Below are 16,355 nucleotides of genomic sequence, written 5' to 3' on the forward strand. Positions count from 1 at the left end.
CGTGAAGGTTTCTTATAACTCTCGGTGATTTGCCCTGTAAAGCCGCTCAAGCGTACCGTTCGATGCTTGAAACCCCTGGCGGATGGGAGTACCGTCTGCGCCTTACACCGCATATCTCGCAGTTGCCGGGTAGGCTTTCTTGCCCTACAACTGCAAAGAGCCTGCGACCTGTTCAGTATTCCCGCAGCTGTTGGTCTGCCTTACCGGCTCGCTGCACAAACCCCAATCGGCGCCGTTCGCCCACATGCAGAAAACCAGTGCAACGCTGCTGATCATCGATGACGACGACGTGGTCCGTGCAAGCCTCGCCGCGTATCTTGAAGACAGTGGCTTCAGCGTTCTCCAGGCTGGCAATGGCCAGCAGGGGCTTCAGGTCTTCGAAGAACACCAGCCTGATCTTGTGATCTGCGATTTGCGCATGCCGCAAATGGGCGGGCTCGAACTGATTCGTCAAATCAGCGCGCGTGCACCGCAGTTACCCGTGATCGTGGTGTCGGGTGCCGGTGTCATGGCCGATGCGGTGGATGCATTGCGCCTGGGCGCTGCGGACTACCTGATCAAGCCACTCGAAGACCTGGCGGTGCTGGAGCACTCGGTACGCCGTGCGCTGGATCGCGCCCACCTTGTGCTGGAAAACCAGCGCTACCGCGAGAAGCTCGAGGCTGCCAACCGCGAGCTGGAGGCCAGCCTGCACCTGTTGCAGGAAGACCAGACCGCCGGTCGGCAAGTGCAGATGAACATGTTGCCCCAGAGCCCTTGGCATGCGGGTAATTTTGCCTTCGAGCACCAGATCATCCCGTCGCTGTATCTGTCAGGTGACTTCGCCGACTACTTCCGTGTGGATGAGCGGCGCATTGTTTTTTACCTGGCCGACGTATCCGGGCACGGTGCTTCTTCGGCCTTTGTCACCGTGCTGCTGAAGTTCATGACCACCCGCCTTCTTTTCGAATTCAAGCGTGGCGGGAACATGCGCGAGTTCCAGCCTTCTGAAGTGCTCAGCCATATCAACCGTGGGTTGATCAACTGCAAGCTGGGCAAGCATGTGACCATGGTGGGCGGGGTGATCGATGAGGACACCGGGTTGCTGACCTATGCCGTAGGTGGGCACCTGCCGCTGCCGGTGCTGCACACGCCCGAGCACACCCGCTACCTTGAAGGCCGCGGCTTGCCAGTGGGGCTGTTCGAGGAGGCCCGCTACCAGGACCTGGTGATCGAACTGCCACCGCGTTTTAGCCTGAGCCTGATGTCCGATGGCATCCTGGACCTTTTGCCAGGTGATACGCTCAAAGATAAAGAAGCCGCGTTGCCTGAAATCGTCAGGGCGGCAGAGGGTAGCCTGGATGGGCTGCGTCAACGTTTTGGATTGGCTACGCTAGGGGAGATGCCGGATGATATCGCCCTATTGGTGTTGAGCAGGAACCTTCAATGAGTACCGGTAGAATCCAGTTCGCCGAGCAGGACGGTACCTTCGTACTGAAATTCGTCGGTGAAGTGCGCCTGACTTTGTGTTCGGCGCTCGATGCAACGATCGAGCGAATATTCACCGCGCTGAATTTCTCGACCATCGTGATCGACCTGACCGAAACCGAAAGCATCGACAGCACCACCCTTGGCTTGCTCGCCAAGCTGTCGATCCTGTCGCGACAGAAAGTGGGTCTGCTGCCGACCGTTGTGACCACCAACCCGGATATTTCCCGCCTATTGCAATCGATGGGGTTCGATCAGGTATTCAACATCGTCGACCGCCCCATCCCGTGCCCTGAATGCTTATCTGACCTGCCATCCCAGGACCAGAGCGAGGAGGTGGTGCGTTCCAAGGTGTTGGAAGCGCACCGCATTCTGATGGGGTTGAATGAGTCCAATCGCGAGGCGTTTCATGACCTGGTGAGTGCGCTGGAGCGCAGTTGACCCCTTCGCTGCATTGTGACGGGCCAATGGCCGCTTCACCAGAAGTGACCAACGACGCGGTAGCTGTAAGCGTGCGCTGATGGCAGTGCCATCAGGCAACATTGAGCAGGTGGCGCCTCTTTTTGACTGACAGCAGCCGGTGAACACGTGTCGTTTAGCTGCTGCGCTACCTGTATCCCGGTGCAAGCCTACGAGGCACAGGCTGCAGGCCAATGCCTGCGGCAGATCAAACCACCCTGAACCGGTGGGTGCCATCGCGGCCGAGCTGATCGACCAAGCCAAATTCCCAATCCAGATACCCCTGCATGGCCTCCCGCGGATTGTCCGTGCCTTCGTAAGGTCGTCGGTAGCGATCGCTACGCGGCACGGCAAGCCGTGACTCACCGCTCTCCAGCGGATTCCCGGCAGCGATCCACTGTGCAGTGCCGCCTTCAAGCAGGTAGACGGGCGTGCGCGTGAGGGCTTCGAGGTCATGGGCGGCGAAGCGTGCCAGCAGGCCGCTGCCGCAGGTCAGTACAAACCGGCTGCCTTGTGGCACGTTTTCCAGTACCTTCGGCAGTTGGGCACGGATGGCCCAATGGGCACCTGGGATGTGGCGATTGACGTAGTTGGCGCTGGTGGTGAAATCGAGCAATACGGTATCGCCTTCTTCCAACCAGGTTGCCAGTTGCTCCACCTCAACCGTGCTGACCGGTGGTAACGCTGGCAACGGTGGCTGCCACTGGCCGGTGGCGGTGAAGTCAGCAGCGTGCAAACCGTCGAGTACTGCCACCTGCCAGCCCATCTGTGCCAGCCACGAGGCCGTCATGTTCGCGCGCACGCCGTCGTCATCGACCAGCGCGACTCTCGCGCCACGTACACTGGCGACGTGGTCGGTTTCCTGTACCAGCTGGCCACCTGGCACCGAGCGGCTACCTGGCAGGTGGCCTGCGCCATATTCCTCGGGCGTGCGCACATCGAACAGGTAAGTGGTGCGGCTGGTATCAGCCTGCCATTGGGCAAGCCCGGCGCGGTCGATCCTCAGGACACCGGCACGGTCGGCCACTGCGCGAGCCTTGCCTCCAGCCTGGGCCTGGGTGCCTGCCTCGACTTCGCTGAAGCGTCGCTGCTGGCCGTGGGCCAACTGCTGGCCGGCCAGCGTCCAGCCGATGGTACCGTTGCGCAGCGCTGCCACGGGGTTGGGGATGCCCGCATTGACCAATGATTGAGTGCCGATGATGCTGCGAGTACGGCCAGCACAATTGACGATCACCTGGGTGCTCGGGTCCGGCGCCAGCTCAGCCACCCGCAGCACCAGCTCGGCGCCAGGTACGCTGACACTGCCAGGGATGCTCATGGTCTGGTATTCATCGAAGCGGCGCGCGTCCAGCACCACCACGTTGGCTTCTTGCTCCAGCAACGCCTGTACCTGCTCGGCGCTCAGCGATGGCGTGTGCCGCACACTTTCCACCAGTTCACCGAAGGCCTTGCTCGGTACATTCACGTCGCGGAACAGCTCCCCACCGGCAGCCTCCCAGCCAGCCAGTCCCCCTTCAAGAAGCGCCACGTCGCTGTAGCCCAGTGACCGTAGCCGCTGCAAGGCTTCTGCTGCCAGGCCCTCGCCGTTGTCGTATACGGTGATGGCGGTGTCTGCCCGCGGCACTCTGGCCAGCACTTCCAACTCCAGTTTTGACAGGGGAATGTTGGCGGCAAACAGGGGATGGGCTTGGGCAAAGGGGTCTTCTTCGCGCACGTCGATCAGGGCTAGCTCTTCTTGCGCCAGGAGGGCACGGCGGATGTCTTGGTAGTGGCGTGTGCTGACGGTGCTCATCGGGCAGGGTTCTCTTTGGACAGGTCCCAGATATTGGGCAGGTGGGCATTGGAGTAGCCGGAGATGAAGGGTTTTTCGCTTCCGTCCACGGCGTACACGGCGCGCGTGACGGCCCCGATGTTGGCGCCGTAGACGTGGATGCTGATCGACACCTGGTCGGCGAAGGCATTGCTGACTTGATGGATGTCCCCAATGGCCGGCGATACCGCTTCGACCTGGCCAGGCTCCAGGCGTACCGGCGCGCCCTCGGTCTGCAACGCACCGTTTGCCCCGCGCGCGAAGCCTTGAGCGAGCTCAGCGCCACGCAGCATGCCGATCAGGCCCCAGACGCGATGGTCATGGATGGGGGTACGCTGCCCGGGGCCCCAGACGAAGCTGACCACCGAGAAGCGTTGGCGTGAGTCACAGTGCAGCAGGTATTGCTGATAGCGCTCTGGATCGGGTTGGGCAAGATCGACTGGCAGCCAGTCGTCATGGGCTAACAGTTCAGCCAGCAGATGCTTGCCCCGATCAAGCAGGGTTATCTCGTCAGGCTGTTGGTCGAGCAATGTGGCGAATTGGTCGATAAAGCGGCGCAGGCGCTCCGGGCGAAGGGGGTGGGGCATGGGTCAGGCTCGGTGGTCCAGGATTTGAAAGACCCTAACAAATCGGTAATATATTCTCAAAATGCAAAATAGTAATAACCTAATATGTAAATTGAGAATATAAAGATTAGGGGTGTTGCGCTTGCGCAACAGATGAATCTTGCATGAGGTTATGCCTAAAGCGCATTTCACAAGCTGATATTTGCGCATTAGATTATAAAAAACTGAATGTTAATGCTTTGAAGCTATAACCTGACCATCGGCCAGACCGCACGCGCGGATCGCCTCACATCCCCTAATGGGTCTACGGAGACGAACGTGCGCTATCTCAAACACCTGGCAGCCACCGTGCTGGCCACAACCTTCAGCCTCGCCGCCGCTGCCCAGGCGCTGGTCGTGGGTGATCAAAGCTACAACGCCCGCGCCGTCATGGAAGCCGCAGGGGTGCTGGACAATCTGCCCTATTCACTGGAGTGGAAGCAGTTCACCGCAGGCTCGCCGGTGGCCGAGGCGCTCAATGTTGGCAGCCTGGACATCGGCTTGCTCGGCGATGCGCCGCCGCTGTTTCTGGGCGCCCTGGGGGCGCCGATCAAGGTGATCGCCGTCAGTCGGCAGAACCTTGCGGGCGTGGCCATCCTGGTGCGCAAGGGCTCGCCGATACATAGCCTCCAGGACCTGCGCGGCAAACGCGCCGCGATCTGGAAGGGCTCGTGGAGCCAGCAACTGCTGTTCAGCGCCTTGGACAAGGCCGGCGTGCCCCGCGATACCCTCCAGCTGCGCTACCTCAGTGCATTGGACGCCTCCCATGCGTTGGATGGCGGAGCCGTGGATGTGATCGCCACCTGGGAGCCCTATGTCACCCAGCAGGAGCGCCAAGGTGCTCGGGTACTGGCTACCGCCGAGGGTGTGATACCGGCGCAAAGTTTCGTGGTCGCCAATAGCCAGGCCGTGGAGCACAAGCGTGCGCAGATAGCCGACTTCCTCGAGCGCCTGAAAAAAGCCCGGGATTGGGCCCTGAGCGACCCTGCGCATACCGAAGCCTATGCCGACGCCTGGGCTCAGCGCACCCGCGCCGACCGAGACATCGCCCGCGCATGGTTCGCCCGCGCGCGCACTGACCTTGCGCCACTGGACCAGCAGGTGATCGCCGACGCGCAGAAGACCGTGGAGTTCTTCGCAGGATTGGGCCTGATCAAGGCCTATCCGGCGGCAGACCTGTTCGATACCTCGTTTGGTGCGGCCTTGGCGGGCCACGCTTCGACCGCAATTGACTGAAGGTTCCCCATGAGCAAACGACAGATCAAACTCGGCGCGCTGACCATGGGATGCGGTGGTCCGGGTCGGCATAACCTGTGGCTTGACCCCGAGCTGCCCGCAGACGCCAGCGTCAATATTGATTGGTACATCGACATCGCTCGTCAGGCAGAGGCCGCGCTGTTCGACCTGATGTTCATTGTCGACAGCCAGTTCATCACCGAAGGTTCACCCTCGCACTACCTCAATCGCCTGGAGCCGCTGACGCTTCTGTCCGCGCTGGCGGTCAGCACTCGCCACATCGGCCTGGTCGGCACGCTTACCACGTCCTACAACGCGCCATTCAACGTCGCCCGCCGGCTCGCCTCCCTGGATCTGATCAGCAAAGGCCGAGCCGGCTGGAACGTGGTCACCAGCGGCGATGCCGGCACGGCAGGCAACTACGGCCTGGATGAGCACTATGACTACGACACCCGCTACGCCCGCGCCCAGGAGCATGTAGAGGTGGTGCAAGGCCTGTGGCATTCCTATGAGGAGGATGCCTTCCCACGCGAGCGGGCCAGTGGTCGTTTTCTGGACCCCTCGAAGCTGCATCGTCTGGATCACAAAGGGGAACACTTCTCGGTCGAGGGCCCTTTGAACATTCAGCGCTCGCCCCAGGGGCAGCCGGTGATTTTCCAGGCGGGCGATTCCGAGCAGGGCCGCGACCTGGGCGCCGCCACTGCCGATGTGGTATTCACCCACGCCGCCAGCATCGAGCAGGGGCAGGCGTTCTACCGGGACATCAAGGGCCGTGCCCAGCGCTTGGGGCGGGACCCGGAGCAATTGCTGGTGTTGCCCGGGGCGGAGATCTACGTAGGTGATACCGACGAAGACGCCCGAGAGATCGAACGTCACTACCACCAAGTCGACCACAGCTTCGAACTGGCCCTCAAAGAGTTCGGGCGCAATTTCGGGTGGCATGATTTCAGTCAGTACGACCTGGACGCACCCTTCCCCCAGCAGAGTCTGGACTACGCGCGCAGCAGCTTTTATACCAACGCCAAGCGCATTGCCGACCAAGCCCGTGAAAAAGGCTTCAGCTTGCGCCAGGCGGTGGAATTCGGGCGTCAGCTGCGCCCGGGCGCGTTCGTGGGGTCGCCCTCGACCGTAGCCGCCAAGATGGCCGAGTGGTTCGAAGCCAGGGCCCTGGACGGTTTCAACATCTACATCGGGCACCCTGGGCAATTTCGCCGCTTTACCCAGCAGGTGGTGCCGTTGCTGCAAGAGCGCGGGATCTATCGCACGGCTTATGAAGGCAGCACGTTGCGCGAGAGCCTTGGGCTGACCATCCCGCGGTTCAACCGGTAGACCCCAGACACCCACACGCGGGTCTGGCATGACGCCCAGGCGGGTCGGGCACTGTTTGACAGCGCTCGAACCCGCGTACACCCTAGCCCAAGCGTGCCTGGCGCTGCGCCTCGAATCGCTCCACCTGCTGACGAATGCGCGGAATCAGGTCCTGGCCGTATTCCACTGCATCGCGCAGCTGCTCGAACCCCCGAAACAGGAACGTGCTCACGCCCAATTCGTAGTAGGCCAGCGCTGCTTCGGCCACTTGCTCGGCGGTGCCCACCAATGACGTGGAATTGCCGGCCCCGCCGCCCAGGGCTGCGATCTCGGTCCACAGCCGGGTGTCATGCACTTTGCGTTCCTTGGCGAGCTGAACCAGGCGCTCGGACCCTGCATTGCTCTTGCCGAAGTTCTTTTCGCGGCGGTTGCCTTGACGGATGCCGATGGTGTTCTGGGCGTCGGCCAGAATGCGCTCGGCACGCGCCCAGGCTTCTGCTTCCGTGGCGCCGAGGATCGGGCGCAGCGACAGGCTGAAACGAATGTGATGTTCTCGCCCGTAGCGGGCTGCAGCCTTGCGCACCTGTCTAATGCGCTCGCGCACTTGCGCCAGTGGCTCGCCCCACATCATGTACACATCGGCGTGCTTGGCCGCGACCTCCACCGCTGCCTCCGAGGCGCCCGAGAAGTAGACGGGCAATTTGCCGACGGGCTTGACTAGTGTGAGGTTGTCTTCAACTTGGTAATGGGTGCCGTGATGATCGAAGGCAGTGCGCTGCGTCCAGGTGTTGTGCATCACCTCCAGGTACTCGTCGGTGCGGGCGTAGCGGGCATCCTTGTCCAGATAGTCGCCGTCGCGCTGCAGGTCACCGCTGTCGCCGCCCGTGATCACGTTGATCGCGGCGCGGCCACCGCTCAACTGGTCGAGGGTGGCGAACTGCCGGGCGGCGAAGGTGGGCGCCTGAAAACCAGGCCGATGCGCCACCAGAAGGCCAATGCGGTCGGTCAGCGCAGCGACGTAGCTGGCCAGGATCATCGAGTCCGGCGCACTGGTGCTGACCGCCAGCAGCGCTTTGTCGAAACCGGCGTATTCCTGCGCCTGGGCGAATGCCTTGATAAACGCCAGATCGACAAGCGGGCCACGGGGCGCTTGCGATTCACTGCTTTCCTGAGGGCCGATCAGGCCGATGAATTCGAGGGTCATTGGGGTGATACTCCTGCTCCAGTGGGGGAAGACGCCAAGCCATGTGGCTTGACAGGCGTTAGGTAGTGCAGTGGACGGGCGCGGCGCAGTGGTCAGATCGCTACCGGCAGCACGCTGCGCGAGTGCCCTGGTATGGCCTGGATCAGTGCCCGCGTGTAGGCGCTGGCGGGTCGGCCGAACACCTCTGCGGCCGGGCCCTGTTCGACGACCTGCCCGTGTTGCAGCACCAGCACGTGGTCGGCCATGCTTGCCACCACTGCCAGGTCGTGAGAGACCAGCACGTAGGCCATGCCCAGGTCGCGCTGTAGTTCTGAGAGCAGGGCAAGAATCTGTGCCTGCACCGACACATCCAAGGCACTGACCGGTTCGTCCAGCAGCAGTAGATCCGGCTCCAGTGCCAGGGCTCGGGCAATGGCCACGCGCTGGCGCTGGCCACCTGACAGCTCATGCGGCAGGCGATCGAAGAAATGCACAGGCAGGTGCACCTTGGCGATCAACTCCCGCGCCCTGCGCTCCAGTGCCTCACCCTTGCCCAGGCCGAACGACACCAGCGGCTCGACGATGCTGTCGTACACGGTGAAGCGTGGATCCAGCGCGGCAAACGGGTTCTGTTGCACCAGCTGGATGCGCCTGCGTAAGGGACGCAACTGCTGCCAACTCAATGCGCTGACAGGTTGCCCTGCCAATTCCACATGGCCTTGGCTCGGCGTTTCCAGCCCCAAGGCAATACGCAGCGCTGTGCTTTTACCCGAGCCAGACTCGCCTACGATGGCCAAGGTCTGGCCCGCGTGCACGGTAAGGTTCAGGTCATGCAGGGCGGTGAACGGGCTGGGCTGCCCAGGCAAGACAAAGCGTTTGCAGATGTTGTGCAGACGAAGCAGGGGAGGCTTATCGGTTGGCAAGACGGCGCTGCGTCGCGCCACGAAGGCGGGCGCTGCCGCCAGCAGTTCACGGGTGTAGGGCTGCTGCGCACCCCAGAGGATCTGCCTGGGCGAGGCGTGCTCGATGAGCTTGCCGTGCTTCATTACCAGCAGGCGGTCAGCACGGTCGCACGCCATGCCCAGGTCATGGGTGATGATTAGCAGCGAGATGCCGCGCTCGGCCGTCAGGTGTTGCAGGTGGTCGAGGATCCGCCGCTGCACCGTGACATCCAGGGCGCTGGTGGGTTCGTCAGCCACGATCAACTTGGGCTCGCCGGCCAGCGCGATGGCAATCAGTACCCGCTGACGCATGCCACCGGACAACTCGTGGGGGTACTGGCGAGCGCGCAGCGCGGGCTGGTCCAGACCTACCTGGGCCAGCAGAGCCTGAATGTCTGTGGCCAGGCCGGGATAACGACGGCCTCGGGCCAACACCAGTGCTTCACCGATCTGCTGGCCGATGCGCAGGGTAGGGTTGAGGCTGACCATTGGATCCTGCGGCACCAAGGCAATGGTGCGCCCCCGCAAGCGGCGCCTGGTGCGCTCGTCAGCCTGGGCCACATCGACCCCGTCCACCCACAACTGACCTTGTTCGATCTGGGCGCTGATCGGCAGCAGACCGAGCAGGGCGTTGGCGAGGGTCGACTTGCCGGAGCCGGACTCCCCGACAATGGCCAGTGTTTCGCCTTTGGCCAGGCTGAACGAAAGCTGGCTCACGGCCTGGGTGCGCTGCCCTGCAACGGCGTAGCTGATGGTCAGGTTGCGCACCTTGACCAAGGGTTGCTGGTTCATCGGGCATGCTCCTCGGCGCTGCGCGCCAGGTGATTGAGGCTGAACACCACGGCCACCACGAACAGCCCCGGCAGCAGGGATACCCACGGCGCTGTGACGAGAAAATGGCGCCCGTTGGCGATCAGCGTGCCCCATTCAGCAGCGGGCGGCGCTGCGCCGAAGCCCAGAAAGCTGAGCCCAGCGGTGGCCAGGATCGCGGCGCCAAAGTCCAGGGTGGCCAGTACCGCCACCGGGCCCCACGCATTGGGCAGTACGTGGCGCATCAGGGTGCGCGACCAACTGGCGCCGGCTAGGCGCGCCGCTTCGACGTACGCCAGCGATTTGATGCGCAGCACCTCGGCGCGGGTCGTGCGGGCGAAGCCTGGAATGATCCCGACGCCCACCGCAACGGCCACGGGCACCGTGCCAAAGCCGATGGCCGTGACGATCGCCAGCGCCAACAGCAAGCCGGGTAAGGCAAGCAAGACGTCGATCAGGCGCATCAGGGCTGCATCCAGGTGCCCTCCGGCAAACCCCGCCAGTACGCCAAGGCCAAGGCCGCCCACCAGGGCGATGGCCACTGCCAGCAATGCCGCCATCACCGACAGGCGCGCGCCATACACCACCCGCGTGTACAGGTCGCGGCCCAACTCGTCGGTACCGAACCAATGCACCAGGTTTGGGGGGGTGAGCTTGTCGGCGGGTGCCGTGGCGTAGGGGTCGAAACTGGTGAGCAGCTGAGGTGCCAGTGCGGCGAATAAAGCGAACAAGACGATCAGCAGCGCCAGGCTGAAGCCAGGGCGGCGCAACAGCGGCGTCAAGGCGCGATGGACGCGCTGATACCGCGTGCGTCGTTTCCAGATGCGGGGTGTGCACGGCTCATCGCTGGTTGAGGCGGCGTCGGGTGCGATCAGGGGAATATCCATGGTCATCTCAGTTCACCTTGGCCGTAGGGGTGATGCGAGGGTCGAGGTAGGGGTAGAGCAGATCGACGATCAGGTTGACCAGCACGAAAGCGGCCGCCGATACCGCGACAATCGCCAGCACTACCGGTATGTCCTGACGCAGCACGGCTTCCTGGGCCAACCGGCCTACGCCATTGCGCGAGAAGATGGTCTCGACCAGCACGGCACCGGACACCGTGTTGCCGACCTGCAGGCCGATCAGGGTCAGCAGCGGCAGCGTGGCGTTGCGCAGGCCGTGGCGGGCCTGGACCTGGGCGCGGCTGAGCCCTTTGGCGAAGGCGGTGGTGATGTAGGGTTCCTGCCACACCCCTTGAAAGCCCCGCTGCAACACTTGGGCATACACAGCGGCGCTGGGGATCGCCAAGGTGATTGCCGGCAGCACCAAACTGGCGAAACCTTGGCTGCCAGTGGCCGGGAACCAGCCCAGCGCGAAGGCGAAGACCTGGATCAGCAACAGGCCCATCCAGAACACGGGGATGGAAAAGCCCAGCGAAGGCACCCGGGCGAGTGCTGTCTTGAGCGGTCGCCATTGCAGGTAGGCGGTCAGGTAGGCAAGGCCGACCCCACCCACCACCGACAGCACGATGGCAGAGCCCGCCAGCGCCAAGGTTTGCGGCAAGCGTTCGGCCAGCAGCGCGGTAACGGGTCGCCCCAGCGACAGCGACTGCCCCAGATCACCGTGCAGGGCACGCCACAGCAGATCGATGTATTGCTCGAACAGGCCTTTGTCTAGCCCATAGAAAGCACGGGCCTTGGCCAATGCTTCGGGTGACAGGCCATCGGCCTCCATGCCGGACGCACTGAGCATGATCGTCAGGGTGTCGCCAGGCAAAAGGTAGAGGATGAAATACGTGATGGTGTACGCGCCCCACAGTACCAGCAGCGCCTGACCCAAGCGGGTGATCAGATAGCGCTTCATGGCTGGCTGACCTCGATGTCGCTGAACAGCGCAAAGCCCTCGGCGGTCCAGCGGAAATCCCTGACCCGAGGTGCGGTGGCGGCTTGCCAGACGCGCTCGTACAGCGGGAAGGCGGAGGCTTCGTCGATCAGCAGGTCTTGCAGCTGCCCGTAGGCTTGGGCCCGTTGTGCATCGTTAGTCGCGGTGATGCCTGTGTCGAACAGCGCCTGTGCCCGGGTCAGGGTCTGCGGCTCGTAGGTATTGGTGGCCAGCGTGGCGCTGTTGGCCGAACGTGGGTCAAGAATCGTCTGCAAAATGATCGGGTCGGCACGGGTCATGTAGGTGGAAGTCAGGTCATAGCTGCCTGCTGCGTTACCCGCGACCCATTCGGCGCGGGTCAGTACATTGAGTTTCAGGTCGATGCCGACCTTGCGCAGTTGGTCCTGCACCAACACGTCACCGGCGCTTTCGGCCGGGGTGAGGTTGTAGCGCAATGTCAGGCGCTTGCCGTTCTTGTACCGGTAACCGTCTTCGCCCTTGGGCCAACCGGCAGCGTCGAGCAACTGTTCGGCGCCAGCCGGGTCATAGACGAGCTTGTTGGCCTGGGGCTTGAAGTACGGCGTGGTGACGTCGTACACGCCGCTAACGACGGGGAACTGCGCGTTGTACACGGTATGCGCATAGCTGGTGCGATCGATGGCTTTTTGCAGCGCAAGGCGAACCTGTCGGTCAGCCAGCAAGCGGTTGTCACGGGTGTTGGGGTAGAGGTTCAACGCGGGGCCTGGCAAGGACCGGCTCTGGATGGTGGCGCCCTTGGCCTGGAACAGTTTGAGATCGACTTCCGAGAAGGGGTTGCGCGGCCACAGGATGTCGGCCTTGCCCTGAAGGAACAGGCCATTTCGCACACTTTCTTCAGGGATGTAGCTGATGTTGATGGCGTCCACATGCGCAGCGCCCCGGTTATGTACGTTGGCCGAGGGCCATGCGTAGTCGCTGCGCTTGACCAGGCGGGCGCCCACTTCGGGTGTGTAGTGGTCGAGGGTGAACGGTCCCGTCCCGATGATGTTGCCCAATGAGCGCGCTTTGGCGGTCAGCTGGTACGAAGCTGGGGCGAGGATAGCCAGGTTGGTGGTGGACGTGGCCTGCAGAAAGCCTGCATTGGGTCGCGATAGCACCAGGCGCACGGTGAAGTCATCGACCACCTCGGCATGGTCGTAGCCTGCCAGGTAGGTAGCGCCGAAGGTGGCAGGCAACTGAGCCGCGAATGCCTTGTTGCTGTCGAAGGCTGCTTTGACGGCGTGCGCGTCAAAGCGCTCGCCATTGCTGAACGTGACGTCCCGACGCAGGTGGAAGGTGTAGCTCAAGGCGTCGGCACTGACTTCCCAGCTTTTGGCCAGCCAAGGGATGATCTGCCCGCTATCGGGGTCTTGATCCGTGAGGGACTCGGCCACGTTGCGCAGCAGCACACGGTGCTCCAACCAATAGACCTGGAAGGGATCGAGGCTGACCAGGGTGGTGTTGTCGCCCCAGAAGGCGATGTTGAGTGTTTTGCCAGCACTGGCTTCATTGCCGGGGGAGCAGGCAGTGAGGGCCAGGGTCAGGGCGCCGAAGGCAAACAGGTGGTGCAGTGGGGGCATTGCGTGGTCCTTCAAGGAGATGAGTGCGTCGGTGTCCGGCCACGCGCAAGGCGAGCCGGTCGCCACTGACAACGTGTCGATCGTCGGAACATGGAGGCGCCTGAGCGGGCGAGCTTGCCCCTAGCGCAGGCACATCCAGCCTGGAGCGTTCAGTTCTGGTAGTCGCGGCTCTCGCGATCCAGTTGCCGGATCAACGCGTCCCAATGCCGCTGGATGCCTTCCCCCTTGCCATCGGAAAAGCGCTTGGATTGCTCATGCACCTTGGCAATGGCCGCCTGCGATGCATGCAGCAATTGATCGTTGCCCCCGGCCTGGGCGGCCACCTGAATATTGCAGGCACGCTCTAGCCCATGCAGTTCGCGAAATGCATGTTCCACGCTGATGCCCCCGGTCAGCAGCCCGTGGTTGCGCAGGATGAGGATGTTGCTGTCACCGAGGTTGGCCACCAGTCGCTGCTGCTCGTCCAGGTCCAGGGCCACGCCCTCGTAATCGTGGTAAACCACCCGGCTGTAGTACGCCAGGGCATGCTGGGAAATGGGCAGCAGGCCGTCGCGCTGGGCTGACACCGCTGCGCCGTCACGGGTGTGGGTGTGCAGCACAGCCTTGAGGTCGGGCCGGGCGCGGTGAATGGCGCTGTGAATTACATAGCCGGCCTGGTTGATGCCCAGGCCTAGCGGGTCGTCGATAAGGGTGCCATCGACGTCCACCTTGACCAGGTTCGATGCGCTGATTTCGTCGAACAGCAAGCCAAAGGCATTGATCAGGAAATGTTCCTCCGGCCCCGGTACGCGGGCGGAGAAATGCGTGTAGATATGGTCAGTCCAGCGGAACAGGGCCGCCAGGCGGTAGGCGGCGGCCAGCTTGACACGCACCTCCCATTCTTCGGTGCTGACCCGGTCGCGCACGTTGTTGGCGGTGGGCTTGACGGCAGACAGTGAACTCATTGAGGTGTTCTCCGGTGATCAGTAACCACGGGCGGTGTCGACCAGATTGGTCAGGGGTGCTCGCTCGCGGTAGCGGTGGAAATTGGCGATGAAGGCTTCGAGAAACGCCGGGTAACCTTCATCGGAAATGGCCGAGGTGTGGGGCGACAGGAACACGCGTGGGTGGTGATAAAGCGGGTGGTCAGCGGGCAGCGGCTCGGGATCGGTCACATCCAGGCTGGCGCGGGCGATTACACCGCTGTCCAGCGCCTCCAGCAGCGCCTGCTGATCGACCAGCCCGCCACGGGCGACATTGATCAGGTGCAAGCCTGGGCGGGCCTCGTTCAGTACGTGCCGATCGATCAGCCCACGGGTGTCACGGGTGAGTGGGGCGGCCAGCACGAGGTGGTCGCTCTGTGCGAACAACTGTCGTAGATCGTTGGCGCGCTCCACGCCGCGCACCTGGGCAATGGGCTGTCCTGGGCGGCTCAGGGCCGTTACCCGCATGCCGAGCGCCACGGCCTTGTGAGCAAGGCTCTGGCCAATACTGCCGAAGCCCAGAATGCCTAAAGTGCGCCCGCGCAAAGGCGCCAGTGCAGTGAGGCGCCAGTCGGCGTCCTTGACCCAGAGGCTTGGCAATTGCTTTGCCGCGGCGAACATCAGTGCCAGCGCGAACTCGGCCACTTGTTCGGCATTGGCGCCCTTGCCGCTGGTGACAGGGGGCCCGCCAAAGATCCATTCGGGGTAAAGGTCGATGCCCGAAGACACCAGTTGCACCCACTTCAACCCCCAGGGCCACTGAACCGGCGGGCTGTCGATGCGCTGGCCGCGCACATTGATCGGGCGCAGGATGAACACGTCGGCGGCCACTTCAAGGCTCAGCTGACCGGGAGGAACATCGATGACTCGATGACCCGGTAACTGCTTGCGCAGGTAGTGATTGGCCTGGGCGTCGAGGTGGCTGGCAATCGTTGAATGGCTCATGCCTGCACCTGTGCCAGTGCGGCTCGGCCGGCCTGGCTGAAGACGACGTCGTCCTGGGGGGTGTGGATGCGGCTGCAGAGCACGTCGCGGTAGTGCCGTTCCAGGGCATTGTGCCGCGAAAGCCCAGGGTTGCCCGCCGCTTCGACCGCCAGCGTCACGGCCTCGATGGCATTGGCGCTGACCAGCTGCTTCAGTTGCCCGGCATGGTGGGCTGCGGTGTGCCCGGCGACAGCGCCATCGAGCAGGCTCTGGTTGGCAAAGAGCAGGGTATCGATGCGCCCGATCGTCTGCTGAAAACGCGGCAGACTCGCCAGAGGTGCACCCAGGTTCGACGGTGTGCGCTGCGTGAGAAATGCCACCAACCAATCGCGCGCCGCCTGTGCCACCGCGTCGTAGACCGCTGGCAGCAGTACGCTCATCCACAGCAGGCCGTCTTCATCGAGTTCGGCTTTCGGGGCGTTGGTCGGGCTGACGCTGACGGCATGATCAAGCGGGATCAGCACGTCCTCGAAATGCACCTGATGGCTGCAGGTGGCACGCATGCCCAAGTGGTCCCAGTCCTCGACGATGCTGATGCCGGGTGTGTCGCGGTGTACCAGAAAGCCGCCTACCAAAGGGACAGCGTCGTCGCTGCGGCCCCAGACCAGGAACCAGGTCAGACCATGGCTGCCCGTGGAGTAGATCTTGCGCCCGCTCAGGCGCCAGCCCTGCGCCGTGCGGCGCGCCACGGTGGCGGGCAAGCCGCCGCGGGTCGGGGTGCCGAGTTCGGGCTCGACGCGCAGCGCATTGATCAGTGCACCGTGTTCCACGGCGTCGCGGGCGATGCGGTGACGCAGGCGTTCCGGCCAGTCTGCTGCCCGATGCGCACGGACATGCTGCAAGTACTGCATCACCAGGATAAGCCCGGTGGCCGGGTCGCCCTTGGAAACTGCGCTGATCACGCGGCGCGCGCTCGCCAGGTCCGCACCGCCACCGCCAAGGTGGCGCGGCACTGTGTAGGCGAGCAGCCCGTGGCGGTGCAGCAGGTCGAAATTGTCCTGAGGGAACCGAGCGCTGCGGTCATAGCGCTCGGCATTGGCCGCAAGGGCCTGCGTCAGCTCGGCGAGCGCGCTGCCTGAGGGGTGACTCATGGGTTTCATCCCTGAATGACGGTGTGTTCCTTAAGACC

The 16,355-nt window shown here is 63.3% G+C and carries 14 protein-coding genes; 4 read left to right on the forward strand and 10 right to left on the reverse strand.

The genetic code is table 11. The features are described 5' to 3' along the window. Window positions 1–244: 244 nt before the first annotated feature. Window positions 245–1,429 (forward strand): two-component system response regulator RssB, encoded by a 1,185-nt coding sequence (rssB, locus tag CWR53_RS07775; RefSeq protein ID WP_100852599.1) that lies wholly within the window; start codon window positions 245–247, stop codon window positions 1,427–1,429. Then, a complete protein-coding gene (gene rssC / locus CWR53_RS07780) occupies window positions 1,426–1,908 on the forward strand; it encodes an anti-sigma factor antagonist RssC (RefSeq protein ID WP_023534190.1) in 483 nt (160 codons plus the stop codon). Before rssB ends, rssC begins: the two co-directional genes overlap by 4 nt. A 226-nt stretch (window positions 1,909–2,134) precedes the next feature. Here rssC and CWR53_RS07785 read toward each other — a convergent pair whose 3' ends face one another. Then, window positions 2,135–3,718, reverse strand: coding sequence for a rhodanese-related sulfurtransferase (locus CWR53_RS07785; RefSeq protein ID WP_100851179.1), 1,584 nt, complete (start codon window positions 3,716–3,718; stop codon window positions 2,135–2,137). Continuing rightward, window positions 3,715–4,323 (reverse strand): cysteine dioxygenase, encoded by a 609-nt coding sequence (locus tag CWR53_RS07790; protein ID WP_058605695.1) that lies wholly within the window; start codon window positions 4,321–4,323, stop codon window positions 3,715–3,717. Before CWR53_RS07790 ends, CWR53_RS07785 begins: the two co-directional genes overlap by 4 nt. Before the next feature lie 297 nt (window positions 4,324–4,620). Between CWR53_RS07790 and CWR53_RS07795 the strand changes: the two genes are divergently transcribed. Continuing rightward, complete coding sequence (locus CWR53_RS07795; RefSeq protein ID WP_058605694.1) at window positions 4,621–5,577, forward strand: ABC transporter substrate-binding protein; 957 nt, start codon at window positions 4,621–4,623, stop codon at window positions 5,575–5,577. A 9-nt stretch (window positions 5,578–5,586) separates the two neighbouring features. Further along, on the forward strand, window positions 5,587–6,906 hold the full coding sequence (locus CWR53_RS07800; RefSeq protein WP_058605693.1) for an LLM class flavin-dependent oxidoreductase: 1,320 nt from the start codon (window positions 5,587–5,589) through the stop codon (window positions 6,904–6,906). Between the two features lie 82 nt (window positions 6,907–6,988). On the opposite strand, the gene CWR53_RS07805 is transcribed toward CWR53_RS07800, so the two are convergent. The 8 genes from CWR53_RS07805 to CWR53_RS07840 all read right to left on the reverse strand — a co-directional run bounded on the left by CWR53_RS07805 (window position 6,989) and on the right by CWR53_RS07840 (window position 16,317). Further along, on the reverse strand, window positions 6,989–8,089 hold the full coding sequence (locus tag CWR53_RS07805; RefSeq protein ID WP_058605692.1) for an LLM class flavin-dependent oxidoreductase: 1,101 nt from the start codon (window positions 8,087–8,089) through the stop codon (window positions 6,989–6,991). A gap of 92 nt (window positions 8,090–8,181) precedes the next feature. Further along, on the reverse strand, window positions 8,182–9,801 hold the full coding sequence (locus CWR53_RS07810) for an ABC transporter ATP-binding protein (protein ID WP_100851180.1): 1,620 nt from the start codon (window positions 9,799–9,801) through the stop codon (window positions 8,182–8,184). Then, window positions 9,798–10,712: an ABC transporter permease gene (locus CWR53_RS07815; protein WP_058605690.1), complete on the reverse strand. Its 915-nt coding sequence runs from the start codon at window positions 10,710–10,712 to the stop codon at window positions 9,798–9,800. Before CWR53_RS07815 ends, CWR53_RS07810 begins: the two co-directional genes overlap by 4 nt. Before the next feature lies 1 nt (window position 10,713). Then, entirely contained in the window at window positions 10,714–11,664 is a 951-nt protein-coding gene (locus CWR53_RS07820; RefSeq protein ID WP_078478275.1) for an ABC transporter permease, read from the reverse strand. Further along, a complete protein-coding gene (locus CWR53_RS07825; protein WP_100851181.1) occupies window positions 11,661–13,280 on the reverse strand; it encodes an ABC transporter substrate-binding protein in 1,620 nt (539 codons plus the stop codon). The genes CWR53_RS07820 and CWR53_RS07825 overlap by 4 nt, the downstream gene beginning before the upstream one ends. A 149-nt stretch (window positions 13,281–13,429) precedes the next feature. Then, window positions 13,430–14,224, reverse strand: a complete 795-nt coding sequence (locus CWR53_RS07830; protein ID WP_100851182.1) for a class II aldolase/adducin family protein — start codon at window positions 14,222–14,224, stop codon at window positions 13,430–13,432. Window positions 14,225–14,242: 18 nt separating this feature from the next. After that, window positions 14,243–15,187 (reverse strand): D-isomer specific 2-hydroxyacid dehydrogenase family protein, encoded by a 945-nt coding sequence (locus CWR53_RS07835; protein ID WP_100851183.1) that lies wholly within the window; start codon window positions 15,185–15,187, stop codon window positions 14,243–14,245. Continuing rightward, entirely contained in the window at window positions 15,184–16,317 is a 1,134-nt protein-coding gene (locus tag CWR53_RS07840; RefSeq protein WP_100851184.1) for an acyl-CoA dehydrogenase family protein, read from the reverse strand. Before CWR53_RS07840 ends, CWR53_RS07835 begins: the two co-directional genes overlap by 4 nt. Window positions 16,318–16,355: the final 38 nt, after the last annotated feature.

Origin of the sequence: Pseudomonas sp. SGAir0191 (genome assembly GCF_002812565.2) — a bacterium.
Taxonomy (GTDB): domain Bacteria; phylum Pseudomonadota; class Gammaproteobacteria; order Pseudomonadales; family Pseudomonadaceae; genus Aquipseudomonas; species Aquipseudomonas parafulva_B.

Coding starts and splice junctions, on each gene's coding strand:
- rssB (WP_100852599.1), top strand. CDS start 245: ATGCAGAAAACCAGTGCAACGCTGCTGATCATCGATGACGACGACGTG.
- rssC (WP_023534190.1), top strand. CDS start 1,426: ATGAGTACCGGTAGAATCCAGTTCGCCGAGCAGGACGGTACCTTCGTA.
- CWR53_RS07785 (WP_100851179.1), bottom strand. CDS start 3,718: ATGAGCACCGTCAGCACACGCCACTACCAAGACATCCGCCGTGCCCTC.
- CWR53_RS07790 (WP_058605695.1), bottom strand. CDS start 4,323: ATGCCCCACCCCCTTCGCCCGGAGCGCCTGCGCCGCTTTATCGACCAA.
- CWR53_RS07800 (WP_058605693.1), top strand. CDS start 5,587: ATGAGCAAACGACAGATCAAACTCGGCGCGCTGACCATGGGATGCGGT.
- CWR53_RS07805 (WP_058605692.1), bottom strand. CDS start 8,089: ATGACCCTCGAATTCATCGGCCTGATCGGCCCTCAGGAAAGCAGTGAA.
- CWR53_RS07810 (WP_100851180.1), bottom strand. CDS start 9,801: ATGAACCAGCAACCCTTGGTCAAGGTGCGCAACCTGACCATCAGCTAC.
- CWR53_RS07815 (WP_058605690.1), bottom strand. CDS start 10,712: ATGACCATGGATATTCCCCTGATCGCACCCGACGCCGCCTCAACCAGC.
- CWR53_RS07820 (WP_078478275.1), bottom strand. CDS start 11,664: ATGAAGCGCTATCTGATCACCCGCTTGGGTCAGGCGCTGCTGGTACTG.
- CWR53_RS07825 (WP_100851181.1), bottom strand. CDS start 13,280: ATGCCCCCACTGCACCACCTGTTTGCCTTCGGCGCCCTGACCCTGGCC.
- CWR53_RS07830 (WP_100851182.1), bottom strand. CDS start 14,224: ATGAGTTCACTGTCTGCCGTCAAGCCCACCGCCAACAACGTGCGCGAC.
- CWR53_RS07835 (WP_100851183.1), bottom strand. CDS start 15,187: ATGAGCCATTCAACGATTGCCAGCCACCTCGACGCCCAGGCCAATCAC.
- CWR53_RS07840 (WP_100851184.1), bottom strand. CDS start 16,317: ATGAGTCACCCCTCAGGCAGCGCGCTCGCCGAGCTGACGCAGGCCCTT.